The sequence below is a fragment of the Nocardia sp. NRRL WC-3656 genome, from assembly GCF_000720265.1.
Classification (GTDB): Bacteria; Actinomycetota; Actinomycetes; order Mycobacteriales; family Mycobacteriaceae; genus Nocardia; species Nocardia nova.
This window is the reverse complement of sequence record NZ_JOJF01000003.1, coordinates 219,413-245,813: the sequence shown is the minus strand read 5'-3', so window position 1 is coordinate 245,813 and position 26,401 is coordinate 219,413. Positions and strand designations below refer to the sequence as shown.

Annotated in this window: 28 protein-coding genes; 14 read left to right on the top strand and 14 right to left on the bottom strand. The window is 67.5% G+C overall.

Annotated elements, in window-relative coordinates; all coding sequences use genetic code 11:
- Positions 1–141: 141 nt before the first annotated feature.
- Positions 142–2,382, bottom strand: a complete 2,241-nt coding sequence (locus IG65_RS0106340) for a bifunctional SulP family inorganic anion transporter/carbonic anhydrase (RefSeq protein WP_030513885.1) — start codon at positions 2,380–2,382, stop codon at positions 142–144.
- A 288-nt stretch (positions 2,383–2,670) separates the two neighbouring features.
- The gene (locus IG65_RS0106335) at positions 2,671–4,881 is read right to left on the bottom strand and encodes a SulP family inorganic anion transporter (protein ID WP_030513884.1); all 2,211 of its coding nucleotides are present in this window, start codon (positions 4,879–4,881) and stop codon (positions 2,671–2,673) included.
- Between the two features lie 471 nt (positions 4,882–5,352).
- On the opposite strand from IG65_RS0106335, the gene IG65_RS0106330 reads away from it, so the two are divergent.
- The gene (locus IG65_RS0106330; RefSeq protein WP_051755448.1) at positions 5,353–6,216 is read left to right on the top strand and encodes an NAD(P)-dependent oxidoreductase; all 864 of its coding nucleotides are present in this window, start codon (positions 5,353–5,355) and stop codon (positions 6,214–6,216) included.
- Between the two features lie 118 nt (positions 6,217–6,334).
- Here the strand turns inward: IG65_RS0106330 and IG65_RS0106325 are convergent, their stop codons facing one another.
- Positions 6,335–6,805 (bottom strand): VOC family protein, encoded by a 471-nt coding sequence (locus IG65_RS0106325; protein WP_030513882.1) that lies wholly within the window; start codon positions 6,803–6,805, stop codon positions 6,335–6,337.
- Between the two features lie 291 nt (positions 6,806–7,096).
- Here IG65_RS0106325 and IG65_RS0106320 point away from each other — a divergent pair, with 291 nt between their 5' ends.
- The 3 genes from IG65_RS0106320 to IG65_RS37645 are packed head-to-tail and all read left to right on the top strand — an operon-like array spanning position 7,097 to position 9,508.
- Complete coding sequence (locus IG65_RS0106320) at positions 7,097–7,921, top strand: GntR family transcriptional regulator (RefSeq protein ID WP_051755446.1); 825 nt, start codon at positions 7,097–7,099, stop codon at positions 7,919–7,921.
- Between the two features lie 13 nt (positions 7,922–7,934).
- Positions 7,935–9,353, top strand: a complete 1,419-nt coding sequence (locus IG65_RS0106315; RefSeq protein ID WP_030513880.1) for an amidase — start codon at positions 7,935–7,937, stop codon at positions 9,351–9,353.
- A 17-nt stretch (positions 9,354–9,370) separates the two neighbouring features.
- Positions 9,371–9,508 (top strand): hypothetical protein, encoded by a 138-nt coding sequence (locus IG65_RS37645; RefSeq protein ID WP_156055513.1) that lies wholly within the window; start codon positions 9,371–9,373, stop codon positions 9,506–9,508.
- On the opposite strand, the gene IG65_RS0106305 is transcribed toward IG65_RS37645, so the two are convergent.
- Positions 9,501–10,940: an NAD(P)/FAD-dependent oxidoreductase gene (locus IG65_RS0106305; protein ID WP_156055512.1), complete on the bottom strand. Its 1,440-nt coding sequence runs from the start codon at positions 10,938–10,940 to the stop codon at positions 9,501–9,503. The genes IG65_RS37645 and IG65_RS0106305 overlap by 8 nt on opposite strands.
- A gap of 109 nt (positions 10,941–11,049) precedes the next feature.
- On the opposite strand from IG65_RS0106305, the gene IG65_RS0106300 reads away from it, so the two are divergent.
- From IG65_RS0106300 to IG65_RS0106290, 3 genes are all read left to right on the top strand, one after another.
- A complete protein-coding gene (locus tag IG65_RS0106300) occupies positions 11,050–11,601 on the top strand; it encodes a TetR/AcrR family transcriptional regulator (RefSeq protein WP_231509070.1) in 552 nt (183 codons plus the stop codon).
- A gap of 170 nt (positions 11,602–11,771) precedes the next feature.
- Positions 11,772–12,245, top strand: coding sequence for a MarR family winged helix-turn-helix transcriptional regulator (locus IG65_RS0106295; RefSeq protein ID WP_030513877.1), 474 nt, complete (start codon positions 11,772–11,774; stop codon positions 12,243–12,245).
- A gap of 5 nt (positions 12,246–12,250) precedes the next feature.
- Positions 12,251–12,673 (top strand): organic hydroperoxide resistance protein, encoded by a 423-nt coding sequence (locus IG65_RS0106290; protein WP_030513876.1) that lies wholly within the window; start codon positions 12,251–12,253, stop codon positions 12,671–12,673.
- A 1-nt stretch (position 12,674) separates the two neighbouring features.
- Here IG65_RS0106290 and IG65_RS38405 read toward each other — a convergent pair whose 3' ends face one another.
- Positions 12,675–12,830 carry a hypothetical protein gene (locus IG65_RS38405; RefSeq protein WP_169812423.1) on the bottom strand — a complete coding sequence of 52 codons (156 nt, stop codon included), beginning with the start codon at positions 12,828–12,830 and terminating at the stop codon, positions 12,675–12,677.
- Positions 12,831–12,866: 36 nt separating this feature from the next.
- Complete coding sequence (locus IG65_RS0106280; RefSeq protein WP_231509069.1) at positions 12,867–13,787, bottom strand: universal stress protein; 921 nt, start codon at positions 13,785–13,787, stop codon at positions 12,867–12,869.
- Between the two features lie 188 nt (positions 13,788–13,975).
- Here IG65_RS0106280 and IG65_RS0106275 point away from each other — a divergent pair, with 188 nt between their 5' ends.
- Together IG65_RS0106275 and IG65_RS0106270 are read left to right on the top strand one after the other, a co-directional pair.
- Complete coding sequence (locus tag IG65_RS0106275; protein ID WP_030513874.1) at positions 13,976–14,707, top strand: FadR/GntR family transcriptional regulator; 732 nt, start codon at positions 13,976–13,978, stop codon at positions 14,705–14,707.
- Positions 14,697–15,362 carry a sterol desaturase family protein gene (locus IG65_RS0106270; RefSeq protein ID WP_030513873.1) on the top strand — a complete coding sequence of 222 codons (666 nt, stop codon included), beginning with the start codon at positions 14,697–14,699 and terminating at the stop codon, positions 15,360–15,362. Before IG65_RS0106275 ends, IG65_RS0106270 begins: the two co-directional genes overlap by 11 nt.
- Before the next feature lie 55 nt (positions 15,363–15,417).
- On the opposite strand, the gene IG65_RS0106265 is transcribed toward IG65_RS0106270, so the two are convergent.
- The 5 genes from IG65_RS0106265 to tatA all read right to left on the bottom strand — a co-directional run bounded on the left by IG65_RS0106265 (position 15,418) and on the right by tatA (position 19,836).
- On the bottom strand, positions 15,418–16,440 hold the full coding sequence (locus IG65_RS0106265; RefSeq protein ID WP_036523454.1) for an alpha/beta hydrolase family protein: 1,023 nt from the start codon (positions 16,438–16,440) through the stop codon (positions 15,418–15,420).
- Between the two features lie 204 nt (positions 16,441–16,644).
- On the bottom strand, positions 16,645–18,546 hold the full coding sequence (locus tag IG65_RS0106260; RefSeq protein ID WP_051755442.1) for an FAD-dependent oxidoreductase: 1,902 nt from the start codon (positions 18,544–18,546) through the stop codon (positions 16,645–16,647).
- A 281-nt stretch (positions 18,547–18,827) separates the two neighbouring features.
- The gene (locus tag IG65_RS0106255; protein WP_030513870.1) at positions 18,828–19,124 is read right to left on the bottom strand and encodes a hypothetical protein; all 297 of its coding nucleotides are present in this window, start codon (positions 19,122–19,124) and stop codon (positions 18,828–18,830) included.
- A 124-nt stretch (positions 19,125–19,248) separates the two neighbouring features.
- Complete coding sequence (locus tag IG65_RS37640) at positions 19,249–19,524, bottom strand: hypothetical protein (protein WP_156055511.1); 276 nt, start codon at positions 19,522–19,524, stop codon at positions 19,249–19,251.
- Between the two features lie 45 nt (positions 19,525–19,569).
- Positions 19,570–19,836 carry a Sec-independent protein translocase subunit TatA gene (tatA, locus tag IG65_RS39550; protein ID WP_081879297.1) on the bottom strand — a complete coding sequence of 89 codons (267 nt, stop codon included), beginning with the start codon at positions 19,834–19,836 and terminating at the stop codon, positions 19,570–19,572.
- 177 nt (positions 19,837–20,013) lie between these two features.
- Here tatA and IG65_RS0106245 point away from each other — a divergent pair, with 177 nt between their 5' ends.
- A complete protein-coding gene (locus IG65_RS0106245) occupies positions 20,014–20,352 on the top strand; it encodes a hypothetical protein (RefSeq protein WP_030513868.1) in 339 nt (112 codons plus the stop codon).
- 160 nt (positions 20,353–20,512) lie between these two features.
- Positions 20,513–20,971 (top strand): Sec-independent protein translocase protein TatB, encoded by a 459-nt coding sequence (gene tatB, locus IG65_RS39740; RefSeq protein ID WP_030513867.1) that lies wholly within the window; start codon positions 20,513–20,515, stop codon positions 20,969–20,971.
- A 1-nt stretch (position 20,972) separates the two neighbouring features.
- Here tatB and IG65_RS0106235 read toward each other — a convergent pair whose 3' ends face one another.
- Complete coding sequence (locus tag IG65_RS0106235) at positions 20,973–21,290, bottom strand: twin-arginine translocase subunit TatC (RefSeq protein WP_030513866.1); 318 nt, start codon at positions 21,288–21,290, stop codon at positions 20,973–20,975.
- A 316-nt stretch (positions 21,291–21,606) separates the two neighbouring features.
- Here IG65_RS0106235 and IG65_RS0106230 point away from each other — a divergent pair, with 316 nt between their 5' ends.
- Positions 21,607–22,389 carry a CdaR family transcriptional regulator gene (locus IG65_RS0106230; RefSeq protein ID WP_051755441.1) on the top strand — a complete coding sequence of 261 codons (783 nt, stop codon included), beginning with the start codon at positions 21,607–21,609 and terminating at the stop codon, positions 22,387–22,389.
- A gap of 27 nt (positions 22,390–22,416) precedes the next feature.
- Here the strand turns inward: IG65_RS0106230 and IG65_RS0106225 are convergent, their stop codons facing one another.
- A complete protein-coding gene (locus IG65_RS0106225; protein ID WP_030513864.1) occupies positions 22,417–22,659 on the bottom strand; it encodes a hypothetical protein in 243 nt (80 codons plus the stop codon).
- Between the two features lie 236 nt (positions 22,660–22,895).
- Between IG65_RS0106225 and IG65_RS0106220 the strand changes: the two genes are divergently transcribed.
- Positions 22,896–23,483, top strand: coding sequence for a TetR/AcrR family transcriptional regulator (locus IG65_RS0106220; RefSeq protein ID WP_030513863.1), 588 nt, complete (start codon positions 22,896–22,898; stop codon positions 23,481–23,483).
- Here IG65_RS0106220 and IG65_RS0106215 read toward each other — a convergent pair.
- Positions 23,480–24,994: an NAD(P)/FAD-dependent oxidoreductase gene (locus IG65_RS0106215; protein ID WP_030513862.1), complete on the bottom strand. Its 1,515-nt coding sequence runs from the start codon at positions 24,992–24,994 to the stop codon at positions 23,480–23,482. The two genes, IG65_RS0106220 and IG65_RS0106215, sit on opposite strands and share 4 nt — an antisense overlap.
- 200 nt (positions 24,995–25,194) lie before the next feature.
- Between IG65_RS0106215 and IG65_RS0106210 the strand changes: the two genes are divergently transcribed.
- Positions 25,195–26,400 carry an oxygenase MpaB family protein gene (locus IG65_RS0106210; RefSeq protein WP_030513861.1) on the top strand — a complete coding sequence of 402 codons (1,206 nt, stop codon included), beginning with the start codon at positions 25,195–25,197 and terminating at the stop codon, positions 26,398–26,400.
- The last annotated feature ends 1 nt before the right edge of the window (position 26,401 follow it).

The window sequence follows — 26,401 nt, the reverse complement described above, 5'->3', positions numbered from 1 at the left end:
CGCTCGGATCGAGGCGTCGGCCGCGGCTTTCGGGGTGCGTCGCTCAGCGTATCGGCGCGGGCGACGGCGACGATCAGACGCGCCGGACGGGTGCGCGAGTTCGGCTGTCGGGCTGCCGAACTCGCGCACCCCGCGCCCGGATCAGGCGTGGGTCCGATCCCGGGCGGGTATTCCGGGTCGCTCGGCCTCGGTGATCTCGGCGATGCCGGTGGTGGTGACCTCGAGGACCCGTGCGGTTCCGATATCGAAGAACAGGCCCGAAAGCGCAACACCGCGCTCCTCGACGGCCCGGGCGACGACCGGATGCTCCCGCAGCGTCTCGAGCTGGACCGCGACGTTGACCATGCTCAGCTGGTCGGCCGGGCCGTACCCGGCGGCCGCCGCGGCCGCCGCCACCGGATGGCCGGCTCGGTAGCGCTGCAGGGCCGCGGCGCCGTGGGCCAGCCAATCGTCGATATCGGGGCCCGCGGACCGGTCGGACAGCAGAGCGTTCATCGCACCGCAGCCGGAATGTCCGCACACCACGACGTTGCGCACCGACAGGTTGTGCAGCGCGAAGCCGAGCGCGGCGTCCACCGACACGTCGGTGCCGCGCGCGGGGATCAGATTGCCGATATTGCGGACGGTGAACAGGTCACCCGGGCCGCTGTTGGTGATCACATTCGGCACGATCCGCGAGTCCGAGCAGGTGAGGAAGAAGGAGTCCGGGTCCTGCCCGTCGCGCAGTTCGTCCAGATGCGGCCGCATCACGTGCGCGTGGCTGCGATGGTAGGCGGCGACACCGGCGGCGACCGGATTGCCACCCTCGGAACGCCACGGTCCCAGGACGTCGTCGAGCAGCCCGCGGGCCCGGGCGCGCCGCGGCGGGCGCTCTGCGGCATCGGCCATCCGCGCCGTTCCGATCTCGACGAATTCCACTGTGCCACCGGTACTTTCGTGCTGCTGCGCCCAGGAGTGGATGGCGTCGTAGGCGGCGTGGTCTAGGAAGTCGACCGTCAGCTCCACCAGAACATCGGCACCGGCGGGCACCTTGGCCAGCTGCCCGGTCAGCTTCGGCAGGGCCAGGAAGGTGCAGGTGCCGTCCACGCTCACCAGCCACCGGTCGGTTCCCTCGACCGGAGCGGCCTCGACCGAGACGCGCACCACGCGCCACAGCAGCAGGGCGAAGGCGACGACCAGGCCGATCAGCACACCCTCGAGCAAATTCAGGAACACCACCGCGGCGATGGTCACCGCGTAGATCACCAGTTCACCGGTGCGGTGCGCGATCTTGATGTGCGCGAGCTTCACCAGCTGGATACCGATCATCACCAGCAGTCCGGCCAGGGCCGATTTCGGGATCTGCTCGACGACACCCACCAGGGCGATCGAGAACAGCAGCACCCAGACGCCGTGCAGCAGCGCCGAGGCCCGGCTGCGCGCACCGGCGGTCACATTGGTCGCACTGCGCACGATCACGCCGGTGACCGGCAGGCCGCCGATCATGCCCGAGGTCACGTTGGCCGCGCCCTGGGCCATGAGCTCACGGTCGAAGTTGGTCCGCGGGCCGGTGTGCATCTTGTCGACCGCGACCGCCGACAACAGGCTCTCCACGCTGGCGATCAGGGCCACGGTCAGCACCGCCAGTGCGACGCCGCTCCAGTCTCCGCTGGGCATGTTCGGCAGGCCGATGGCGTCGAACAGCGAACCGCTCATCGTGATGCGGGCGGGGTCTCCGGGCAGCACCAGCGACAGCGCGGTGGCGACCACGATCGCCACCAACGGTCCGGGCACCACCCGGATCTTGGCCGGCACGTAGCGCCAGCCGAGCATGATCGCGATGACCAGACAGCCGATCACGACGTCGATACCGCTGAGGTGCAGCAGCTGATTCGGTAATTCGGTGACGTTCTCCCACGCCGAGCTCTGCGACGATCCGCCGAGCAGGACATGAACCTGCTGCAAGGCGATCGTGATGCCGATGCCGGCGAGCATGGCGTGGACGACTACCGGGGCGATGGCGAGCGCGGCGCGCGCGATCCGGCTCAGGCCGAACACGATCTGCAGCAGGCCGGCGCCGACGGTGATGAAACAGGTTGTCTTCCAGCCGAATTGATTGATGGTCTCGGCCATGACCACGGTCAGTCCGGCGGCCGGGCCGCTGACCTGCAGGACGGAGCCCCCCAGAGTTCCCACCACGATGCCGCCGACGGCGGCGGCGATGAGTCCGGCCGCGACCGGAGCGCCGGTGGCGACCGCGATGCCGATCGAGAGCGGCAGAGCGACGAGAAAGACGACGACGGAAGCGGGCAGATCGTGTCGAAGGACCGAGTTCATCCGGTCCGACCAGCTGGGGCCCGGCGGGGCCGAGGGTCTGGACGTAGCGACGGTGTCGGTGGACATATTGCTCCTTCACCGGAGCCGCCGCGGCGGTCCGGTCGGTCGAACATGTTCTCCAGGCATCGAATTCAGCTGCGAGACTTCGTTGTCCAGCAGTGAGCCGGAAGCGAGGGCAACCCTAATAGTAAAGACTAAGCAAAGCCTTAGAAAAGGATATTTAGCCTCGCGCACGTTCCGGATTCGATGTGACGGCCCCCACGCCCTGGAGCTGTGACCTGCACCGGCACCACTGTGCGCCCGCTCAGCGCACGTTTTCCACCCGGGGAATTGCCAAAACTGGGAATGCTCCTTTCAGGAAACCGGCACCGGCACCGGGTGCCGGAGGTCGTCGATATCGGCGATACCGTCGGGCGTGATCGCGAGCACGCGAGCGGTGGCGATATCGAAGAACAGTCCCGACAGCACCACACCGCGGGCCTCGATTCCGCGACGCACGACGGGATGGGCGGACAGTGTTTCGATCTGCACGGCCACGTTCACCATGCCCAGCTGGTCGACCTCGCCGTAGCCGGCGGCCGCGGCCGCCGCCGCGACCGGATGTCCAGCCCGGAAGCGCTCGAGCGCCGGGCGTCCGTGCGCGAGCCAGTCGTCGAGACCCGAGCCGGTGTGCAGACCGTGGTGCAGCGCGTCCATGGCGCCGCAGCCGGAATGCCCGCAGACGACGATCGAGCGCACGTCGAGTTTGTTCAGCGCGTAGACCAGCGCGGCCTCGACCGAGGTGTCGCGGCCGTCGGCGGGGATCAGATTGCCGATATTGCGCACGGTGAACAGGTCGCCCGGGCCGCTGTTGGTGATCACATTGGGCACGATGCGGGAATCGGCGCAGGTGACGAACAGCGATTCCGGATCCTGGGTGTGTCGCAGTTCGTCCAGATGCGGCCGGATCATGTGCGCGTGGCCGCGGTGGTAGGCCGCGATCCCGGCGGCGATCCGGTCGGATCGGGTGGTGGGACGCCAGGGCGCGAGAACGTCGTCAAGCATGCGCCGGGCGTGCCCGCGCGCGGGCGGGCCCGCGGTGAGATCGGCGATCCGGACGGCGCCGAGTTCGACGAATTGCACCGTGCCGCCGAGGCTTTCGTGCCGCTGCGCCCATTCGTGCAGGGCGTCGGATGCGGCGTGGTCGATGAAATCGACGGTCATCTCGACGGTCACCGGAACCCCCGCGGGGATCTGCGCCAGCTGGGCGGTGAGCCGCGGCAGAGCCAGGAAGGTGGCCGAACCGTCCACGGTCACCAGCCAGCGCCCGGTGTCCCCGACCGGCGCGGCCACGATCACCACCCGCACCACGCGCCACATGAGCAGCGCGAACGAGAGCACCAGCCCGATCAGCATGCCCAGCAACAGATTCCCGAAGATCACGACGAGAACCGTTGCGGCATAGACGATCAGATCGCCAGCCCGGCGCGCGAGGCGGATGTGCGCGAGTTTCACCAGTCCGATGCCGATGACGATCAACAGGCCCGCCAGGGCGGCCTTCGGAATCTGGCGCACCACCTCCACCAGCGCGACGGAGAACACCAGCACCCACACGCCGCTGAGCATGGTGGAGGACTTGGTTCGCGCGCCGGCCTTGGCGTTGGTGATGCTGCGGACGATGACCGCGGCGATGGGCAGGCCGCCGAGCATGCCGGAGGTCATATTCGCCACGCCCTGACCGAGCAGTTCGCGGTCGAGGTCGGTGCGATACTCCGGCCGCAACCGGTCCACGGCCACCGCGGACAGCAGCGTCTCCACACTGGCGATCAGCGCGATGGTGAACGCGGTCAGCACGACGGCGCTCCAATTGCCGTGCGGCAGTTGCGGTAACGACATCGCGTCGAACAGCGAGCCGTGCAGGGTGATGCGCTCCACGCTGGTGGGGACCACCATCGCGAGCGCGGTCGCGGCGACCACCGCGGCCAGGGGCGCCGGGACCGCCCGCACTCGGCCGGGCAGATAGCGCCAGCCCAGCATGATCGCGATCACCACCCCGCCGACCAGCGCGTCCCCGGCGTGCATCACGGTCAGCTGATGCGGCAGCTGCACGATGCTCGCCCACGACGAGCTCAGCGTCTGCCCGCCCAGCAGCACATGCAACTGCTGCAGTGCGATCACCACGCCGATGCCGGCGAGCATGGCGTGCACCACCACCGGCGCGATGGCCAGCGCGGCGCGCGCGATGCGGCTCAGGCCGAACACCACCTGCAGCGCACCGGCGCACACGGTGATGAAACAGGTTGTCGCCCAGCCGAACTGGTGTATGGACTCGGCCACCACGACGGTGAGGCTGGCGGTGGGCCCGCTGACCTGCAGGACCGAACCGCCACACAGCCCGGCGACCAGACCGCCGACGACAGCGGCGATCAGCCCCGCCGCGACCGGCGCGCCCATGGCGACGGCCACACCGATGGACAGGGGTAACGCGACGAGGAAAACCACCACGGAGGCGGGTAGATCATGTCGTACAGCGACCGAGAAGCTCCGAGGTGACGTCCGTCGGACCGAGTCGGTGTCGGTGGACATATTTCTCCTTCGCCGAACCGGTGTCGGTTCGGTCCATCGGTGGAACATGTACTGGCATCGAGAGGGGGCGGGCGAAGCGGATAACGCGAGATGTGTTGTGCCTGCGACGCATCCGGACATGCGAGCCCGGCAGCGGCACAACGCGCTTAATAGTAAAGACAACGCAAAGCAGTTGGAAAGGGTTTTCAGCACAAAAGTCGGCACCGGGACCGAATTGTGATCTATATCACAACTCGATCCGGGGGCCTCCACCCCATCGGCACTCCCCCGGATCGGAGGAGAGCGTCGAAAACAGCTGGCGCAGAATCGCTTCGCGTCGCCCACGGGCGATACTACCGCAGCGGCGTTCCTGGTCACTTGTACGATTCGCCTATCACCGAGGGCGATCGCGACCGCCGCGGCGCACTGCGGGACAGTGGGAAGGCAGGGTCGGTGTCGTGCGCCGGCCGGGACCGAGACGAGGAGGCAACAGTGCATATCGCGGTACTGGGCATGGGACGGATGGGCCGCGCCGTGGCCGGGCGCCTGCTCGACGGCGGGCACCGGGTGACGGTGTGGAACCGCACGGAAGGCAAAGCGGCCGAACTGATTTCGGCCGGCGCGACGGAGGCCGGCACTGTCGCAGCGGCCGTGTCGGGGGTCGACGCGGCCCTCACCGCGCTCGCCGACGACGCGGCGGTGACCTCGGTGGCCTTCGGCGAGCTGCAGACATCCCTCGATTCCAGGACCCCGTACATCGACTGTTCGACCGTCTCCCCCGCATTGGGCGCCGCCCTCGCCGACGCCTTCGGTGACCGGTTCCTCGCCCTTCCGATCGTGGGCGCGCCCGGCGCGGTCACAGCCGGGAAGGCGACGCTGCTGGCCGGTGGGCCCGCACCGCTGCGGGACCGGCTCGCACCTCTGCTCGGCACGCTCTCCGAGCGGGTGCGCCACTACGAGTCGGCGGCCCATGCGCTGACCGCCAAGGTGACCACGAACTTTCTGCTGATCACCGGGGTGGCGGCGCTGGCGGAGGCGTTCGCCGTGGGGCGATGCGGCGGACTCGGCGACGATCAGCTGCGCGAATTGCTCGCCGACGCGCCGGTCGTCGCGCCCGCCCTGGCCAACCGCTTCGATGCCGTGCTCACCGCCTCTCCGGACGGATGGTGGACGACCGTCCTGGGCGCCAAGGACGCGGGGCTCGCGTTCGACCTCGCCGCGGAGGCGGGCGCCCACCTGCCGTTGGCGGAAATCGTCCGCAAGCGTTACGAGGATGCGGCACGAACGAATCCCGGCGCCGATATCGCGGCCATCGCCGCGCTGTACCGGGACGGCGGCGACTCGGCGCAGGGGTGAGCGATCGCCCCGCCGACTCCCGGCGGGGCGACGCGAGGCTCGGCAACTCAGGGGCTGGGCCCTCAGGGCTGCGCCGGTCAGGGCCGGGCCGGTCAGGGCTCGGCCCTCACCCGGGCCCTCAGGACTGGGCCGCTCCGGACTCGGCAGCTCCGGACTCGGCGGCCCCGGGCTCGGCGAAGTGCACGACTTCCCACAGATGCCCGTCGGGGTCGGCGAAGTAGCCGGCGTAGATCCCCCACGGCCGCGTGCGCGCGGGCTGGACCACGGTGCCGCCCGACGCGCCGGCGAGTTCCAGAACTCGTTCCGCCTCGGCGTCACTGTCGACGAACCAGCCCAGACTCATCGCGGAACCGTGCATACGTTCCGGCGGGATACCCGCATCCTTGGCCAGGTCGTCGCGCCCGTAGAGCGCCAGCGTCACCCCGTTGCCGAGCGTGAACATCACCACCGCCCCACCGGGATTCTCCGCATCCGGCCGGAATTCGGTTCCGATGATCCCCGGCGACTCCAGTCCGAGCGCCCGGTAGAACCGCAGCGACACCTCCAGATCGCGCACGCCCAGCGTGATCGCGTGGATCTGTGCTCGCACCCCGATACCTCCGTTCTCGTCGTTGTCCGCAGGCAGTCAACCCCCAGGGCGCCGGGAATGTCTTGAACGGATCGGACACGTCGCGCGCTCGGTCTCACTGCCGCACGCCCGCGTAACTCCCGGCACCGATGTTGCGGGCCGGATCGCATAGCGCGGCGCGGCCGCGAAATGCCGTCCAGCCGCACCTGAAACCGCTGGTCACGCCGGTCCGGTCCAGGCCGACCGGCCGCGTAACCAGGTCTTTACCGCAAGCCCTTGTCGCGTAACGCGGATTCTCTGCACGCTACCGGCATGCACCACCGCTCCGAACAGCTCCACTCCGATCGGACTGCCCGCGACCGCCGGGCCTTCGACGATCAGATGCGCGAAATCCTGCCCGCCGCAGCGCAGTTGCCCGCCCGGCGGCTGCGGGATCTGCTGCGCGCCGATCTGCGGGCAGGCGCGTTCGGCACCGGACGGTTGCCCGGCGAGCCGGAATTGATGGCGCGCCACCATCTCCCGCGTGATGTGGTCCGCGCCGCGCTGAGCATGCTGCGCGCCGATGGTCTGATCGAGCGACGCCGCGGCGTGGGGACGGTGGCGGTCGGTGAGCACTACGTCGTCTCCGGCGCGCTGCCGCCGGAGGGCCGGACGCTCGAGCAGCACCTGGCCCTGGGCCGGATCTCACCTCGCCTGCTGTATTGGGCCTGGATTCCGGCACCGCCGGTGATCGCCGCCCATCTGGCCGGCGTCGGGCCCGGAGACGACTGTCTGTGCGTCGAATACGTCCTGCTGCTCGACGACCGCCCGCTCGCGGTGTTCACCAATTATTTGCGCGCGCCGGAGGCGACGCGCGTCGACCAGGCCGCATTCGGCGACGACTTCTACAGCCTGCTGCGCGGCGGCCGGGTGGATGTCGGTGGCAGCGACGTCGGCGTCCAAGCCGCGCGCGCCGACGATTGCACCGCGGCACTGCTGCACGTCCTGCCCGGTGAGCCGGTGCTGCTGGTGGAACAGACCATCCGCACCCGCGACGGAGTCGCCGTCGATTACGCCCTGGGCTCCTGCCGCGCCGAGATCCAGCTCGAACTCGGCGCCATTCCCCGCCTCGACATGACCGCCACCCTGCCCCGCTGATGTGAGGACGACCATGACACTCGCCGATCCACCCGTACTCTCCGGCCTGACCGAGGCCGCCGCCGCGCTGCGCTCCGGCGAGACCACCGCCACCCGGCTGGTCGAACAGGCCCTCGCCGCCGCCGACGCGCACGACGCGGCGCTCGGTGTCTACCTGTCGCGGTTCGACGAGCGTGCCGTCGCACAGGCCGCGCGCATCGACGAGAAGCTGGCCGCCGGCGTTCCGGTCGGCCCGCTGGCCGGAATCCCGATGGGAATCAAGGATATTCTCGCCCATTCCGCCGCACCGACCACCGCGCAGAGCCTGGTTCTCGATCCCGGCTGGGGCGCCGCCCAGGGCGATTGCGCGGTGGTCCGCCGGCTCGAGGAGGCGGGCGCCGTCGTCACCGGCAAGGTGACCACGATGGAATTCGCCATCGGTCTCCCGGATCCGGCCAAACCCTTTCCGGTACCGCGTAATCCGTGGGATTCGTCCCGCTGGGCGGGCGGGTCGAGTTCGGGATCGGGCAGCGGCGTGGCCGCCGGGATGTTCCTCGGCGCCGTCGGGACCGACACCGCGGGCAGTATCCGGATCCCAGCCGCCTTCAACGGAATCACCGGATTGAAGCCGACTTTCGGCCGCGTCCCGAAGTCCGGTGTGGTTCCGCTGGGCTACACCCTCGACCATCCGGGCCCGATGGCTCGGTCGGCCGCCGACTGCGCCCTGCTGCTGTCGGTGCTGGCGGGCTACGACCCGGCCGATCCCTACAGTGCGCACACGCCGGTCGACGACTATCCCGGTGCGCTCACCGGCGATCTGACCGGACTGACCATCGGCGTGGACACCCTGGACCGGTTCGCCGACGGCGGAATCGATCCCGCTCAGCCACAGTGGTTTTCCGACGCGGTGGCCGTGCTCGCCGAGGCGGGCGCCCGCATCGTGCCCGTGGAGGTGCCGATGTACCGGGAACTGACCGCGGTCGACGTCGTGGTCATGCTCGCGGAGGCACACGCCTACCACCGGACCGCACTGCGCGAACGCTGGGCGGACTACGGCCGGGCCACCCGCGTCATCCTCGCGGGCGGCGATGCGGTCAGCGGCCCGGATTATGTTCAGGCCCAAAGGGTTCGCCGCATCGGCCGACAGCGGATGACCGAACTGCTGAGCAAGGTGGATCTGGTGGTGACACCGACCGGGCACCTCGGCGCCCCCGCGATCGCCGATCTGGATCAGCGGCAACCGATGGGTGTGCTGTCGAGTCTGCACACGCCGTACTGGAACCCGCTCGGCAATCCCACCCTCGCGCTGCCGATCGGCACCACCGCCGACGGCCTGCCGCTGTCGATGTCGGTGTCCGGCAACCATTTCGACGAGGCCACCGTCCTGCGCGCCGGTGACGCCTACCAGCGCCGCACCACCCATCACACCGAGATCCCCACCGCTCTCCGCTGAACCGTCAGGAGCCGATCATGACCTGGACCACCGACCCCGAGGAAATCACCGCGCTCGACGCGATGCGCGCCGCCGTGCGCGCTATGGCCGAACTGCTCGCCGCGGTCGACGCCACCCGCTGGGCCGACCCGGCAGGCGGTTTCGATCTCACCTGAGGTTGCGCTGTTTCACGAGGTGGAGGCATCGGGCCGGCCCCAGCGCCGCCGCGATGCCACCGATTCGACCGGCCCGGCGTGCGGCCTCCGCCACCGCCGCCTCGCCGGCCGCACGCGCCGCGCCGACCGCGATGCGTGCGACCAGATCGGGACGAAACAGTGCCGCCGGCCGCTGCGTCAGCCCCATCACGCGATAGAGCGTCGCGGCGACGACCGGATCGCGCTCCGCCGCGGCCAGAACCGGGTCGAGGGCCGCGACCGCGGCGCGGATCGCCGGATCCGGGTGTGGGCCGACTTGTGGCATCGCGCTGTCGGCGATCACGGTGAGCTGCCAGGCGATATCGATTTCGGGTGTCACCGCGGTGTAGAAGCGGCGGGCGAGATCGCGGTCGCCGCCCGCGGCGAGACAGCGTTGCAGGACCCGCATCTGGATCGCCGCGATCGTCATGCCCTGTCCGTAGACGGGACTGAAACTGCACAGGCCGTCACCGACCGCGAGCAGTCCGGACGGGAACCGGTCGAGGCGTTCATAGCGCCGGCGCAGGTTGGCCTTGTAGCGGAAGGTGGCGATATCGGTGAGCAGTTCGGCCCGTCGTAACGCCGCACGCACGCCCGGCGGGGCGAGGGCCGCCGCGAAGTCCAGGAAGGCCGCCGGATCCGCGGGCGGTTGTTCGCCGGCGTGCCCGATCAGGGTGAGCACGTAGCGATTCCGGCCTTCCACCGCGAACAGCGCCAGGGCGCGCGGCGGAAGCTCTCGCACGCCGATGGTCAACGACTTGTCGGTCCCCAGCGCGCCCGGATCGAGTTCGACGAAGGCGCTGCGGTAGACGATGTCGATGGTGGTGCCCTCTTCCCGCGGTCGCGGATAGCCGAGGGCGGCCAGCCAGCCCGGAACGACGCTGCCGCGTCCGGTGGCGGCGACCACGAGGTCAGCGGCCAGCTCGTCCACGCCGCCCGGGTCGTGCACGGTCACGCCGGTGACGCGCGACGCGGACGGAGTCGTGGTGACGCCGGATACCTCGGCACGATCGCGCAGGACCACATTGGGCAGCGACCGAATCCGTTGCCGCACATGATGTTCCACAAGCGGACGACTGGCCTGAAGGCCGCGGTACCCGGTGGAGACCTGCGCGAGAGTGCGCCCGGCCATCTGAAAGTTGACCTCCCTTAGCACATCACAGTCGATCGCCCCGGCGGCGCGCATCTGCGCCTCGAATCCCGGGAAGAACTCCTCGAGCAGATCCTTTCCACGCGGCAGCAACCCGTGCACGTGCCGGCCCTGCGGCACGCCCCTGCGCGCCTGCGGACCGTCGGGCAGCGCATCGCGCTCGACGACGGTGACGCGGTCGTAATGGTCGCTCAGCACCCGGGCCGCGAGCAGACCGCCCATGCCGGCCCCCACCACCACCGCGTGTTCGCCAATTCTCGCCATCGAGCCACCTTCATCGCATTCAGTGAGACTGAACTACAAATTAGTCTCAAAACGTTGGGGAAACAACAGCCGGTCCGTACCGGCGCGCGCGGGAGGGCACAATGAGGCGGTGACCAGGTCCGCGACCGAACTGATGGATGCCGCACTGCAACTCGTGACGGAATCCGGCTTGACCGACCTCACGCTGACCGACGTGGCACGGCGCGCGGGCGTATCGCGCGCGACCACCTACCGGGAGTTCGGCGACAAGGACGGACTGGTGGCCGCCCTCGTCCGGCGCGAGATCGGCGCCATGATCGCCGCCGCGTACCAGGTCGTCGACATGACGGCACGGACACCCGAGTTGACCCGCACGGCAACACTTTTCGCGCTGAGCTACCTGCGGGGCCACGCCGCGTTCGGGTACATCCGCACGCACGAACCGCAGTGGCTGCTCAACGCCGCCGTCACGCACGTGGATGCCGAGCGCAACCTCGTCGAAACCGTCGCCGTGCTTCTGACCCCACTACTGTCCCTGCAGCGCGCCGACGAGCTGCGGGTGACACCGGAACAGGCCGCCGAGATCATCGTGCGCACCGTGTTGTCGCACATACTCGTCGAGCGCAGCACCCTGAACGACGACGAGATCGCGGAAATGGTCGCACGGGCGATCTCGGCATGAGCACGCCTCCGGACTGAGACGGGCTTCAGATCGAGTATCACCGCCCCGGCCCTAGTGGCCTCGGCGGCGTCGACCGCGCGTCGACCGATCTGTCGACCCCCTCGGCCGGTGACCCAGCACACATCGAATTTAGGTTGTGCACAATTTTATTGCGTCCTACATTTGTAGTCATGATCGATCCGATGGCGCTCGACCAGCAGCTGTGCTTCCAGCTGTACGCCGCCTCCCGCGCGATGACGGCCCGCTACCGGCCGCAGCTGGACGCCTTGGGCCTGACGTATCCGCAGTATCTGGTCATGCTCGCGCTGTGGGAGCGCGACGGGCGCGGCGTCGGCGATCTCTGCTCCGCCCTCGCCCTGGATTCCGGCACGCTCTCACCGCTGTTGAAGCGCCTCGAGGCCGCCGGATTCGTCGAGCGCCGGCGCGCCGCGGACGACGAACGCCGGGTCGAGATCCGGCTCACCGAACGCGGAAGCGCGCTGCGGGAACGCGCGTGCGACATTCCGGCGCGCATGGCCGCCACCTTCGGCGGCGGACTGTCATTGGACGAGCTGGTGACATTGCGCGAAACCCTGGCCCGGCTGACTGCCGCGCTGAACACCGAACCGGATGCCGCAGGCGCATCCACCGAGAGAAAGCGATGACCGATATGGCAATCCTCTACACCGCCGAGGCCCTGGCCACCGGAGACGGCCGCAACGGCCACGCCCGCACCACCGACGGCAAGATCGACGTCGCCCTCGCCATGCCGCCGGAAATGGGCGGCAGCGGAGCGGGCACCAACCCGGAGCAGCTGTTCGCCGCCGGGTACGCCGCATGCTTCCACTCCGCGCTGCGTCTGGTCGGCAAGCAGGAAAAGGCCGATGTCAGCGATTCCGCGGTCGGCGCGAAGGTCGGCATCGGCCCGAACGACGCCGGCGGCTTCGGCCTCGAGGTGACCTTGGAGGTGTCACTGCCGCACCTGACCCGCGAGGAGGCTCAGGCGCTGGCCGACAAGGCCCACCAGGTGTGCCCGTATTCCAATGCGACGCGTGGCAACATCGACGTCCACGTGATCGTCGCCGAGGACTGAATCAGCCGCGCTGCCACCAGCGCTTCGCCGGCGCCGGTTCGGTGTGGCCACCACACCACCGGTCGGCCGGCACCGTCGCGCGCACCTCGTCGATGTGGGCGCCGCAGCCGGACCAGGTGGTCTTACCGCAGGTCGTGCAGGTGGTCGGGACGCACATGACATCTCCTCGTGGTCGGGGCGTCGTGGTGCGCCGTCAGCGGCGCACCACCATGATCGGGCATTCGACCGAACCGATCAGCGCCGCACTGGTCGAACCGAGCAGCATCCCGGCGAATCCGCCGCGGCCGCGGCTGCCCACCACCACCAGTTGCGCCGAATCCGATTGCTCCAGAAGCGATTTCGCGGGGTTGTCGCGCACCACCTGCAGAGTGACCGGCAGATCGGGATACCGTTCGCGCCACGGCGCGAGCCGCTCGGCGAGCATGGTGTGTTCGGCGCGCACGATGGTATCCCAGCCGAACATCGAGATGTCGAGACCGGTGGTGTCGCTCCACGAATGCAGTGCCACCACCTCCACACCACGCCGGTGCGCCTCCGCGAAGGCGACCTCGACGGCGGGTTCGCTGTTCTCTGTGCCGTCGACACCGACCAGCACCGGACGCCGCGCCGTGACCGGGTCGGTGGCCGCATGCGATTTGACGATCACCACCGGGCACCGCGCGTGATGGACCAGCGCCGAGCTGACCGACCCGAGCAGCCCGCGTTGCAACGCTCCCCGCCCGCGACTGCCCGCGACCAGCTTGCCGGCGGTCTCCGATCGCACCAGCATGTCGCCGATGATCAGCTCCAGGCCCAGTTCGGCGTCGATATCGAGATCCGGTCCGCCGATGTCGCGAGCCACCTCGGTGGCGCGGGTCAGGATCTGCTCACCGTCGGTGCGCAGCCAATCCGGCTGTGCGGTACCGGCGGCCAAGCCGGGGCCGAAGCTCGCCGGAATCGCGATCGAATGCACGATCTGCAACGGTGATCCGCTCAGCGCCGCATCGCGGGCCGCCCATGCCACGGCCTGCAGCGAGGTCGGTGAACCGTCCACGGCGACGACGATCGGTCCCGTCGCGGTCTCCGGCCGCCCGGCGGGCGCGGACTTCTCGGTCACGGATTCCTCGGTGGTCACGGACATCCTCCTCGGTCGACTGCGCGGCGTACGAAAGCCGGTCCGGCCCGGCGGCCGCCACCGGGTGAAACTCGGAAGCACTGCACGTATCGGAACAGCTCGATCGTAGCGGGAGCGCGACGATTTCCTCGGAATTCAACTGGTCTGACCACTTGACCTCTGACCGCGGTGGGGATTACCGTCCGTTCATGGCCTTTCAGCGGATCGACCGGCAGACGGTGCCCGACGCGGTATTCGACCAACTCGTGACCGAGGTTCTCGACGGGGAACTTCCGGCCGGCGCCACCCTGCCGGCCGAACGGCAGCTCGCCGAGGCGCTCGGAGTGTCGCGGCCGACCGTGCGAGAGGCGCTGCGCAAACTCGCGCACACCGGCCTCATCGACGTGCGTCAGGGCGGGGCGACCACGGTGCGCGACTTCCGCCGCGCGGCCGGATTGGACCTACTGCCGCGGCTCATCGTGCGCAACGGCGAGTTCGACCACACCGTGGTCGCGAGCATCCTGCAGGCGCGACTGGTCCTGGGCCGGGAGGTGGCCGCCCTGGCCGCCGAGCACGGCGGCGCGCAGCTGCACGCCGAACTCGGTGACTGCCTGGAATCGCTTGCCGCACAGCAGGAACCGGTCGCGCAGCAAGTCGAGGCGCTGAAGTTCTGGGACCACATCGTCGACGGCACCGGTTCGATCGTGTTCCGGCTGTTGTTCAACACACTGCGCGAGGTCTACGAGCCCGCGATCGTCGCGCTGGCGGCTGTGATGGCCGCCGAGGTCGGCAGCATCGACCACTACCGCCGGCTCACCGCCGCCGTCGTCGGCGGCGACCCGGACGCGGCCCGCGCCGCCGCGGACACGCTGTTGCGTGTGGCCGCAACACAATTCGACACCGTAGTACGCACGATGGAAGGTGCGGACGATGACCGCTGAGACCCGCTCCCACCGCCGGACCACGACGCTGCCCGACGCCTTCGGCGTCTTCGTACGCCGTCCCTCGCCGTGGATCATCACCACACTGCTGGCGGGCGCACTCGCCGCCCGGATCGCGGTGGGCGACTGGCAGCTCACCGATGCTCTGGTCGCCGGCGTGATGCTGGCGTTCTTCCCGGTGACGGAGTGGGTGATCCACGTCTGCATCTTGCATTGGCGCCCCCGCCGGATCGGCCGTCTCACTCTGGATTCCCTGCTCGCGCGCAAACATCGCGAACACCATGCCGACCCGCGCCGGGTGGATCTGATCTTCATCCCGTGGCAGACCTTCCTGTGGCTCTTTCCGGCGTTGGTTGTCGTTGCGGCACTGGCCTTTCCACGCATCGGGCTGGGATTGACCTTCCTCACCGTGGTCGGCGTGCTGGGCCTGGGCTACGAGTGGACCCACTACCTGATCCACACCGACTATCAGCCCCGCACTCGCCTCTACACCGCGGTCCGGCGCAACCACCGGCTGCATCACTTCAAGAACGAGCACTACTGGTTCACCGTCACCAGCTCCGGCACCGCCGACCGGCTGCTCGGCACCTACCCGGATCCGGCGTCGACGCCGAATTCCCGCACCGCCACGGCATTGCACGGCACCGGTCGCTGAAGCCTCGGCACCGCACCGCGGTACGGCCCCGGCCGGCAACTCGGCTGCCGGCCGGTCAGTAGCCCGGCACCCCCATGCCCCGGGCGAGCAGTGGCCAGGAATCGTGCAGCGCCGCTTCCCAATACGGCCAATAGTGGGTCCCCGTCGCGGTGAAGCGGTAGGTCGCCGGAATGCCCAGCGCATCGAGCCGGGCCTGCAGATTGTGCGTGCACAGATCGGTCGCACCTTCGATCATCATGCCGAGCGCCAAATTCGCTCCGCCGACCGGACCGGGTGCGTTGTCCGAGTAGTTCCGGACATCACCGGCCTCCGGGATGCCGCTGCCACTGGAGAGGTACAGCAGGGTGCCGCGCAGCTTCTCGGCATGCAGGACGGGATCGTTCTCGGCCCACAGCGGGCTGTCCGGCGGACCGTACATGTTCACGGTATTGCCGCGGGCCCACAGCTCGACGGCGAGTTTCACCGCCAGCCGTCCCATCGGGTCGGCGATCTGCGCACATCCGCTGTAGGCGGCGACGGTTTTCCACAGGCCGGGCGCCGCCTCGGCCAGCTGCAGGACCGACGTGCCGGACATCGACAGTCCGGTCAGCGCGTTGCGGCCGGTGGAGTGCAGCGTCTCATCGAGCAGCGGAGGCAGTTCCGTGGTGAAGAAGGTCTTCCATTTGTTGACGCCGAGGACCGGATCCGGCCGCAGCCAATCCGTGTAGTAACTGCCCCGGCCGCCGATCGGCTGAACCACGTTGACCTGCTTGTCCGCCAGCCATTGCAGCGCCGTGGTCTGACCCTTCCAGTTCATCTTTCCCTGGCCGGCGTCCAAACCGTTGAGCAGGTAGAGGTTCGGCGCGGGCCGCGACTCGTCGGCCGGTCGTTGGACATCGACGGCGATCTCCTTGTCCATCGCGGCCGAGTACACCGTGAGATGCCACGTGCGGCCCTCGATGACGACATCGGTCACCTCCGGCCGGCGGCCGGGTGCCGCCGCAGCGCTCCCGCAGGCCGGCACCGTGGAGACCAGGAGGGCCAGCAATGCCATGGTGATCCGCAGGGCTGCCACATGACCGAACGCAGCACGCTTCATTCGTTTGTCCTCGATAGTCGAAAGTGCGGGAGCACCCGAGCGGCCCGGAGGACGAGTTCCGGGCCGCTCGGGCCGGTATCGGGCCGACGCCGGTCCCGACACCTGCACTCCGCTCCAGCGGGAGTCGGCGTATCAGCCGATCGGTGCGGGGCGCACCGATTCAGGGCCGGCGATACGCGGGCTGGAACGAAGGCGTTCGTGCGGTCAGTTGTCGAAGATGTTCGGCCGGCCGTTGCGGAAGTTGCCCGCGTCCTGGCTTCGGAGACCGTCGAACTCCCTGATCGTCACCTTCGGCCAGATCATCGCCTTCTTCGACGTCGATCCGGACGCGTCGAGAATTCCGTTGGTCGCATTACGACCGGCCTCGCACGCGCCCTCCATGGTGGCGAGGTCGATTTCACTGCGACAGTAGTCCCCGGCCAGGAACATGTTCGGAATCTTGGTGATCGAGCCCGGGCGGTTCTCCCACGAGCCCGCCGTATTGATCAGCAGCGGGTCCGAGTTCGTGTATTTCGAACCGTCCCATGCCATTCCCGGATCCAGGAACCAGCCCACCAGATGGTTCGACTTGATGTGGTCGGAGGTCTTGGTGATCTGGTACCAGGCTTCCTTGGCCAGTTCCTCCGGGCTCAGCTGATCGGCGGGCTTCTTGTTCTGCAGGCCGGGGGTATGCCAGTCGGAGATGTCCACCGACAGAATGCCCTTGACCTTCCCGTCGCCGAAATCCTTCGCGATGTCGTGGCGCTTCTTCCAGAACTGGCTCTGGAAGATGCCCGACATCCGCCACGGCGACTCGATCCATCCGATATGGCCGGGCGCTTCGACCTCATCGGTGTTGAGGTAGAACTGGATCCCGGTCATCCAGTCGACGAACAGCTTCTTGATCTTGTCCAGATCGGGGTCCAGTTGCAGGATCTCGGTGCTGAACAGAGCGGTGACCCGCTCGGGCGGCAGCGCGAGCACGAACCAGTCGGCCTCGACGTCCGACGTCGCGCCGGAGGGGTCCTTCAGCGTCGCCGAGGCGATCTTGCCGTCCTTCACCGTCAGCGATTGCACGTCGAAACCGAGCTGTAGATCGACGTTGATCTGCTTCAGATAGTCGATCCAGGGATCGATCCAGACTTCGTTGGTCGGCGAGTTCAGGACGTTGTCGGTATGCAGGCCACCGTTGTTGCGGCCCAGCATGTTGAGCAGGAAGTTCTCGCCCTGCCCGCAGATCGTCTTCGCACTGGCGATGTTCTCGTTGGCCGCGACCAGCGTTCGGGCCAGCGTGGAGATGAGCAGCTGGTAATTCGGGTTGGAGCCCGGCTTGATCTTCGCGAACTCCTTGAACGGCGTCTTCTCCCACTGCTGGTTCCGGCGATCGTCGCAACTGGTGAAGTACACCAGCAGCCGCTTGGCGAAGGTGATCAGATCGCCGTACGGCAACTTGGGAATCCAGTACATCCCGCCCGCCAGAGTGTTGACCAGCCATTCCAGATTCGCCGCGGTCGCGACGTCGCCCGTGCTGAAGCCGAAGGGAATCGTGATATTGCCGCCCTTCTGCTCACCGGTGACCGTCGGAGCCGGCACGAGGTTGTCGCGGACACCGTTCTTGTTGCCTTCGAAGGGAATTCGGCTCATGGTGTCCGGAATGCAGCGGTAGTAGCCGGGAAAGAAGCGGAAACCGTGCTCCCCCGGGAGCGGCTTGCGGCCGCCGGCCACCGGCAGCGGCGTATCCATACTCCGCGCCTTGCCGCCCCACCCTCGCCGCTCGTAAACGGTGACGTGGAAGCCACGTTCGGCCAGTTCGTGTGCCGCCGTCAGTCCGGCGGGACCTCCGCCCAGAATGGCGACGCGATTCTGTCCCGGAGCCGACGCCGTGGTGAGCGGGGCAGCCGATGTCGAGGGGGTCGCCGACGGCGCGGGAGTGGTCGTCTGCGACGGTGTCGTGGTTCCCGGCGCTGTCGGGGTTGCGGAAGGTGTGGGCGTACCCGACGGAGTCGGGCTCGCCGTCGTCGAGGGTTGCGCGTGCGCAACGCCCGCCGCCGCGGCGGCGGCTACCGCCAGCGAGCCGGCGGCCGCGCCCTTCAAGATTTTGCGGCGATTTACTTCGGAGTCGGCCATGGAAATCCGTCCTCATCGACAGCAGGCCAGCGGTCGAGTGGAGCTCACTCTATGCACGGCGGTGACGCAGGTCAACAATGAATCGCATATTGGTGCATCGTTACAAATCGCTTCTTGCCTGTCGAAAGCTGTTCTGCCCCAATTGTTTGCCGCCCGAAGCAGGCAACCCGGTCCCACCGCGGAGACGGCAATGCCCACCCCGGCCCGAAGGCAGGGGTGGGCATTGCCGTCGACCGGTCACGACGGAGGCGGAACCGGCCACCGTCGCCGAGCGCCGAGTGTCACTGCGGGCAGATCGGAATACTGGATACGGTGGTCAGGCCGCACAGGCCCAGGTCGGCACTGAAGCTTCCCAGCGCCGGAAAAGCACCGACCGATCCCGCGCTCGAACCCAGATCCGGGACACCGGAATTGAGCAACGACGGCAATCCGGCCGTAGAACCTGTCTGCACGTCGTCCACAGAGGACGGCTCCGCGGGACCGAGCGCGATACCCGGCGTGGCGCCGGCCGCTCCCGCTCCGAGCGCCAGGCCGCCGACGACAGCGGCGGCCGCACAGATCTTCTCGAAAGCATGCATGTGATGAAACAACCTTCTGCGCGGCTGATTTCGTTCGACTGTCACGAACGCCGGACCACGGCGCGGTCCGGCGTTCGCACGCTGCTGTGCAGCCGGAAAGATCGAGCGCTGAGCGCTCGACCGATCAGCTGCAGCCGGGGATGTCGGGGACCGAGGAGCCCGCGGACCCGGCTGCCGATCCGGTGATTCCCGTGGCGAAGGCACAGGCGAATTGGATCACCTGGTCCACCCCGCCGGATCCGGTGCTCGGCAACGACGAACCGGTGTCCCCGGAGCCGGTGGCGGCGATCGGCGACACACCAGGGGCGGGTTCGAAGGCGGCACCGGCGGGTCCGGCGGCCATCACCAACCCGCCGGCTATCGCGGTAGCCGCACACACCTTCTTCAATGCACTCATCATTCGAACAACTCTCTGCGCGGCGGACTTTGTTTGACCGACGCCAGACTATCCGAATTCATCAGTGCCGCAAGAGGATTCGTGACCGTGCACAATCTTTCCGCCGGGTTCGAATACAGCGTTCGACGCCGCCGCGCCATCGGATGAGGGGGTTTGCGTCTCTGCGCCACCCGCCTGCATTTCCTGTACTTCACTCTTGAAAATCCGTAACGATCGGCCCACACTTCGGGCCGCGTCCGGAAGTCTTTTCGCCCCGAACAGCACCACGAACAATCCCGCGATGACGAGCCAGTGTGTCGCGCTCAGAGAACCCATGAACCGACAACCTTTCTATCTTCGAATGGTGAACGGCCTGCCCGGCGCGACGCCGCGCCGGAGCGGTGAAACCACGACTCCGGGCCGCATCCGAGCGGCCCGGAGTCGTGGACACGGCAGCGCCGAACCCGGTCAGCGAGCCGCGCTCGCCGTACTCAGGAGCAACCCGGCAGAGACATGGCCGAGGAGCCGGCCGACCCCATCGCGGAGCCGGTCAGCGAGCACAGCATGCCGAACGACGAATCGATCATCGCGGACCCGGTTGCGGGCATCGATGAACCGGTCCCGTCGACGGCGGCCGGGGAGGACGACCCCGCCCCACCGGACGGCAGCAACGACGCGGATCCGGTGCCGTCCATCGACGACCCGGTGCTGTCCACCGGCGTCGCCGCCGGGACCGGGCCCGTCGCGGCACCTGCCGGGCCCGCCATCAGTGCCACTCCGCCGGCGAATGCGGCAGTCGCAATCAATTTTCCGAATGTATTCATGAGTTCGATCAACTCTCTGCGCGGCTGATCTTCGATGCGCCGAAAGAGTATCCCCGGAATCGTCCCGCGCGAAGCCGTCGGGCGAAATATCTCGGGTTGCGCAATAAACAGCCGTAATATGCTGTGCATCAGCACAGCTTTCGGCGCGATGCGAATCGACTGCCGTGCGTTCTCGCTACTCTCGGCGCATGTTCGGTGGAATCGGCTGGCCCGAATTGGTAATTCTGCTCATCGCAGCGCTCGTGATCCTCGGCCCGGAGCGGCTTCCGGGGGCGATCCAATGGACGATGAACTCCGTCCGCCAGGCCCGGAACTACATCAGCGATACCGCCGAACAACTCCGGTCCGAACTCGGGCCCGAGGTGGATCGGTTTCGCGAACCCCTGGCACAGCTCAACGAGTTGCGGGAGATGTCACCTCGCGACATCACGACCAAATACCTTCTGGACGGCGATGATTCGATCTTCACCGGCGAATTCGAGAACGCCCCGGCGGAGCCGGTCGCTTCCGCCGGCCACCGCATCGTCGCTCCGGTCGAGTTCGTGGATCCGGCGAACTGCGGCGTGGTCCGGCCCGGCGCGTGGCTGAGCACGGCCGAGCCGGAACCGCAGCCCGATCTTCCGCCGATCGATGCCGACGCCACCTGAATCATTCGCGCGGCGACACCTCACCGGCCGGCGCTATGGGCTCGGGTGACGGCACCGAGGACGCCGCCGTATCCGGCAACTCGGCCGCGCGCCGCGCGGCGCGCCGGGCCTTGCGGCGGTCGCCGATCCGTGACACCTGGATCGCGCCCTCGGACAACACGGTCAACGTCGCCGCGAGCGCGAGCATGGAGAAGGGATCCTGCGGCGTCACGATCGCCGCGAAAACGAACTGCCCGAAGATGATTCCGCGCCGCCACCGCCGCAACCGGTCGTAGCCGAGCACACCGAGGACGTTGAGACCGACTATCAGCAACGGCATCTCGAAGCCGAAGATACAAAAGTTGTATCAATGCTACAACGGTGTTGGTTTCACAATACTGCGAAACAGCCATGGACATTGTGATGCCTTACCCCACATAGACGAGAATTACAATGAATCAAGTGTTGATTATCTGTTGCATGACTATTAAAATGTCGTGCAGTCCGATCGTGTGGACGAACACAATGTCAGGGGATGAACGTTGCGAGGCCACCCGCTCCACCGTGAGATCACAGAAACCGATCCGGGAGGGCGCCGACCGCCGAACGGCCGATCGCGCAGCCCCGAGGCGGAAAGTACCGACTCCGCGGCGCCGGTGACCGCGACCGTTTCTCACCCGGAGCGGCTGCGCGCCGCGGCAGGCGAGGCCGACCGTGCCGCGGAAGCATTGAGCGCACTGCTGATCGGCGGCCGGAATCCGGCCGCGATGGCGCGCGCGGCCGGGATCACGATCGCCGAGGAATACACCGTTGTCGCACTGGCGATTACGATCAGCCGCCCGCCCGATCACGCCGATCTCGACGGTGTCGCGCGCCTGCAACGCACGGCGATCCGGACCTGCGGTCCCGGCACGCTCCCGCTCATCGGTGTCGGTGGCGGCACCGTACTCGTTCCGGCGGACGAGGCGGAAGACGATGTCCCGAGCGGTTTGATGGAACATTTGCGGCGGACCGCGCGGGCACCGGTCACCGCGGTGGCGGTCCCGAGCCTGATCGATTCGATCCCCCGGACCACCCATCTCGCCCACGAACTACTCGATATCGCGTGCCGGCTGCATTACCGGCCCCGGCTCTATCGCTTCGAAGACCTGACCCTCGAATATCAACTGACGCGCCCCGGGGCCGCCACCGAATACCTGTCTCGCATCGTCGATCCGATCACGGATCATCCCGAGTTGATGAGAACGTTGCGCCAGCACATCGGAAACAATTTTCACCGGCAGCAGACGGCGCGGGCGTTGAATATCCACAGCAATACCGTCGACTATCGCCTACGCCGGGTCAAAGAGCTCACCGGTCTCGATCCCAGCCGCCTCGCAGATCTGTGGCATCTGCAATCGGCTCTGGTGGTACACGCCTATCGGAATGCCCATTTGTAATTCCGGAATCCGGTGACGACCGGCGGGTCAGCGCCACAGCCGGCGGCACGGCAATCGGCGCAGGCTCGGCCGCACTTTTCCGTCCACCGCGATGGCCAATCCGTCGGCCAATGCCGCCGCCGTGAATTCGCGAGCTTCGATATACGTTGCCGCGAATTCCAGGACTATCTGCTCGCCCGGATTGTGTCCTTCGAAGTAGACGACTATTCGCCTCGTCGGCTCGTCGCGTAACCCACATCCGTTGTCGGCAGAATCCGCTGTGCCCGCCATCTGCATGCTCCTTTGCATCCACACGGGTTCGATTCAGATCGCCGGTGGCAATCGATTCTGTTACCACGGTAAGTCGGTCACGTGCCCAGCGAAACGATGCCGTCCATCCGCTAGGCAGGTCACATGCCGGAGAACGCACCATTGGTGCACCCGTACATCGTGCGGCGATCAGCGGCGAGGCGCTCCCCCGGTCCTGTCAAGTGGCCGCAACGCAACAAACTATGTATTGTCGGTGCATGCCGACGCGCGACAATTTGGAGGAGACAATACTCGATGCGGCTCTCGAGCGGATTCTCCAGGTGGGTATCCGACGCGCCAGCCTCGACGACATCGCCCGGCGGGCCGGAATCAATCGCGTCACGATCTATCGGCGCTTCCGAGTCAAGGAAAATCTGGTCGACGCGGTCTTGCAGCGTGAGATCGAGCGCGTCCTGGCCGAGGTCGGGAGAATTGTGCGATCCACCCCCGACGTCGATATTCAAATCGAAGAAGCCGTTTTGTTCATCATTCGCCAGACGAGAACGCACCCGTTGGCAACCCAACTGCTCGACGTCGCCCCGGAAGAAGCCGTCGAGTTCTATACCGTCCGCGGCCAGGAACTGGTGAGCATGGGGATCGGGTATATCGAACACGTCCTGCGGCGGAGTCATAAGGCGGGCGCGATCGGACAGTTCGCAATCGCTCCGGTCGCCGAACTCCTCGCTCGATTCGCCCATTCGCTGCTGCTGACGCCCAACGGCGGCATGAACTTCAACGACGACGAACTGGCTCGCTCCTTCGTCCGGACCACCATCGTGCCCATGGTCAAATCAGGAATCTCCTAGCCGCCGTTGCGATCCCACGATGCGTCCGGCGTGATCGGCGGTGCCGCAAGGTAATCGGCCGTCCGGATCCGCCGGGTGCGCACGCGGTACCCGAGCATCGACCCCGGCCAATTGTTGGTATTGGCGGGGCCGCCGGCGGTGGCGGCGATATACCAGCTGTGACAGCCGCCGGTGTTCCACACGGTGGTGGCCAATCGGCGCTGGACCGCGTCGTCGAATTTCCGGAGGGCGTCCTCGCGAACCTCCAGATAGCCGGTTCGGCTCACCTCCCGAGCCGCCGCAACGATGTAGACCATCTGACTTTCCAGCATGTGCACTATCGATCCCGAGCCGACGTTGGTGTTCGGCCCGTACATCAGGAAGAAATTCGGGAAGCCCGGCACCGTGATGCCGAGGTAGGCGCGGGGACGGCCCTGCCAGGACGTGGCGAGGTCCCGGCCGTCACGCCCGGCGATCCGCATCGGCGCCACAAAATCGTGCGACCGGAAGCCCGTGGCCAGGATGATCGTGTCCGCGGGGTGCACCACACCGTCCGCGGTGACCAGCGCTGTCGGTTCCACTCGGACGATCGGACTGGTCGTGAGGCCGGTGTCGGCGCGATCGAGCGCCTCGTAGTAGTCATCGGAGGTCAGTATTCGATTGCATCCGACCTCGTATGCCGGCTCGAGCACCCGTCGCAGCTCGGGGTCGTGAATGCGACGCAAGTTCCGGATACACCAAGCCCGGATCGGCCACGACAAAATCCGCCGGCCGCGGGCCGAGATCAGCATCGGATTGAGAACGACCTCGAACCACAGGAACACCGCGAGTCGAGAAAGCTTCTGCAGCAGAGGAATCCGCCGGTTGGCCCACCGGCGCAGCCGCGGGTACCGGTAGTCCGGTTTGGGACTGATCCAGTGCGCCTGCCGCTGGAAGACCGTGAGCGTGCGGGCTCGATCGGCGATCTCGGGGACGAACTGGATGGCGCTGGCGCCGTTGCCGACGACGGCGACGTCACGGCCGTGCAGCACGTGCCCGTGATCCCATTGCGCCGAGTGAAAGACCGTGCCCGCGAAGGAATCCAGGCCGGGCAGGTCGGGCCGGGCCGGACGGCTCAGCTGACCGCACGCGGACACCAGGATATCCGCGCGAGCGGTGTGCCCACCCTCGATCGTCAGTCGCCAGCTCGAGGTGCAGCCGTCGAACTCCGCGGCGAGCACCTCCGCGTTCGTGCGCACATGCCGCAGCACGTCGTACCGGGTCGCGCAGTGCCGAAGGTACCGATGGATTTCCGCTTGGTCGGCGAACCGCCGCGTCCAGTCCGGATTGGGCTCGAACGAGTACGAGTACAGGTGTGACGGCGCATCACACGCCGCTCCGGGATAGGTGTTGTCGCGCCATACCCCGCCCACGTCGCCGGCCTTCTCGAAGATCGTCAGGTTCGTGAAACCTGCCTGTTTCAGGCGGATGGCCAGTCCGATTCCGCTGAAACCGCTACCCACGATCGCGATCGACGGCTGCCTACTCTGCACTTCGCGCTCCTGTCGCCGAACCCGTTGCCCCGGAAAGGGTTCCGATTCGTCACCGACATCAACCTAACGCAGATGAACTATTGCAACAAGCGTTGATTCTTTGATTCATTCGCGCGAGGATCAGGTGCGAACCGACTGTTGACTCAATGCAACGACTCTCGTATCTTCGATACACTCCGGCCGCATTGCGAGGGACACCGATGGACAACGGAATTCCACTCCGACACCCCGCCTCACCCCGCAAGGTCCCCGGACTGCGGCCCGTCGCCCTCGCGCTGGGCTTGCGCAAGCCCTCGCCCGAGCAGTGGCGACATCTGGGCGACTCGCTTCGAATCGGCGACGAGCCGATGGATCGCCTGGTCGAGTGGATGGTTACCGCCGGCACCGACCGGACCCGCCCACTGTTCGAGCAGGCATTGCGGGCCGGCATCGCGCACACCCCCGGCGCGCCCGAACCGCTGCGCGAATTCTTCGACCTGGTCGAAACACCGCCCGGCTGGGTGGATCGCGCAAAGGTCCGGCACGGCGAGCGGGTGTTCCGCATGGGAGGCGCCGATGGTCTGTACATCGCGCGCGACGTGTCGTTCCTGGGTGGTTATCTCGCGTCCGGATTCAACAAGACACTGATCCGGACCGGTGCGCTGGAGAAGGGACCGGCCCGGCGATTCGCCGAAACGCTGCAGTGGGCACTGGACGTGACCGCCGAGGACGGCATGGCCGACCGCGGGCTCGGCTATCGCTCGACGATCCGCGTCCGCCTCATCCACTCCTTCGTCCGCCGGCATGTCGCCGCCATGCCGGATTGGCGCGAGGCGGAGTGGGGGCTGCCGATCAACCAAACCGATATGGCCGCCACTCTGGTCGGCGCGTTGATCGCGCCGTTCGTGGGCGCCATGGCCATGGGCATCGTCCCGACGCCACGCGAAATGGCCGCCGCGGCACATCTCACCCGCTATGTCGGCTGGCTGATCGGGGTACGAGATGAACTGCTACCCGAGAACTTTCGCGACGGAGTGCGCATTCTCTATCACTGCCTCACGGCGATCACGAACCCCGACGAGACCACGCCGCAACTGGCCGTGCCGATGGCCGACGACCCGCTGGGATGGCAGTACCCGAACTTTCGGCGCGTGCGCGGACACCTCGCTCGCTCGCAACATCTGTCCGTGTCGAGCGCCTTTCTCGGCCCCCGGGCGATGCGCGATCTGGGCCTGCCCCGTTTCGTTCCACCGTGGTATCCGCTGCTGCGCATCCCCGTCAATCTCGTGCGCTGCCTGACCGCCCGAGTCGTGCCCGGCGGCATGATCCGGGCGGAGATCCGCGGTCGCACCGAGCAGGAGCGGTTCTTGCGCACAGTGATCGGGGCCGATTCGGCCGAAATCGGGGGGAGCCTGGCGATTCGGTAAT

Excerpts from the sequence above, each read along its gene's own strand:
- IG65_RS0106340 (WP_030513885.1), bottom strand. The coding sequence starts at position 2,382 with ATGTCCACCGACACCGTCGCTACGTCCAGACCCTCGGCCCCGCCGGGC.
- IG65_RS0106335 (WP_030513884.1), bottom strand. The coding sequence starts at position 4,881 with ATGTCCACCGACACCGACTCGGTCCGACGGACGTCACCTCGGAGCTTC.
- IG65_RS0106320 (WP_051755446.1), top strand. The coding sequence starts at position 7,097 with ATGCACCACCGCTCCGAACAGCTCCACTCCGATCGGACTGCCCGCGAC.
- IG65_RS0106315 (WP_030513880.1), top strand. The coding sequence starts at position 7,935 with ATGACACTCGCCGATCCACCCGTACTCTCCGGCCTGACCGAGGCCGCC.
- IG65_RS37645 (WP_156055513.1), top strand. The coding sequence starts at position 9,371 with ATGACCTGGACCACCGACCCCGAGGAAATCACCGCGCTCGACGCGATG.
- IG65_RS0106305 (WP_156055512.1), bottom strand. The coding sequence starts at position 10,940 with ATGGCGAGAATTGGCGAACACGCGGTGGTGGTGGGGGCCGGCATGGGC.
- IG65_RS0106295 (WP_030513877.1), top strand. The coding sequence starts at position 11,772 with ATGATCGATCCGATGGCGCTCGACCAGCAGCTGTGCTTCCAGCTGTAC.
- IG65_RS0106290 (WP_030513876.1), top strand. The coding sequence starts at position 12,251 with ATGGCAATCCTCTACACCGCCGAGGCCCTGGCCACCGGAGACGGCCGC.
- IG65_RS38405 (WP_169812423.1), bottom strand. The coding sequence starts at position 12,830 with ATGTGCGTCCCGACCACCTGCACGACCTGCGGTAAGACCACCTGGTCC.
- IG65_RS0106275 (WP_030513874.1), top strand. The coding sequence starts at position 13,976 with ATGGCCTTTCAGCGGATCGACCGGCAGACGGTGCCCGACGCGGTATTC.
- IG65_RS0106270 (WP_030513873.1), top strand. The coding sequence starts at position 14,697 with ATGACCGCTGAGACCCGCTCCCACCGCCGGACCACGACGCTGCCCGAC.
- IG65_RS0106265 (WP_036523454.1), bottom strand. The coding sequence starts at position 16,440 with ATGAAGCGTGCTGCGTTCGGTCATGTGGCAGCCCTGCGGATCACCATG.
- IG65_RS0106260 (WP_051755442.1), bottom strand. The coding sequence starts at position 18,546 with ATGGCCGACTCCGAAGTAAATCGCCGCAAAATCTTGAAGGGCGCGGCC.
- IG65_RS0106255 (WP_030513870.1), bottom strand. The coding sequence starts at position 19,124 with ATGCATGCTTTCGAGAAGATCTGTGCGGCCGCCGCTGTCGTCGGCGGC.
- IG65_RS37640 (WP_156055511.1), bottom strand. The coding sequence starts at position 19,524 with ATGATGAGTGCATTGAAGAAGGTGTGTGCGGCTACCGCGATAGCCGGC.
- tatA (WP_081879297.1), bottom strand. The coding sequence starts at position 19,836 with ATGGGTTCTCTGAGCGCGACACACTGGCTCGTCATCGCGGGATTGTTC.
- IG65_RS0106245 (WP_030513868.1), top strand. The coding sequence starts at position 20,014 with ATGGCCGAGGAGCCGGCCGACCCCATCGCGGAGCCGGTCAGCGAGCAC.
- tatB (WP_030513867.1), top strand. The coding sequence starts at position 20,513 with ATGTTCGGTGGAATCGGCTGGCCCGAATTGGTAATTCTGCTCATCGCA.
- IG65_RS0106235 (WP_030513866.1), bottom strand. The coding sequence starts at position 21,290 with ATGCCGTTGCTGATAGTCGGTCTCAACGTCCTCGGTGTGCTCGGCTAC.
- IG65_RS0106225 (WP_030513864.1), bottom strand. The coding sequence starts at position 22,659 with ATGGCGGGCACAGCGGATTCTGCCGACAACGGATGTGGGTTACGCGAC.
- IG65_RS0106220 (WP_030513863.1), top strand. The coding sequence starts at position 22,896 with ATGCCGACGCGCGACAATTTGGAGGAGACAATACTCGATGCGGCTCTC.
- IG65_RS0106210 (WP_030513861.1), top strand. The coding sequence starts at position 25,195 with ATGGACAACGGAATTCCACTCCGACACCCCGCCTCACCCCGCAAGGTC.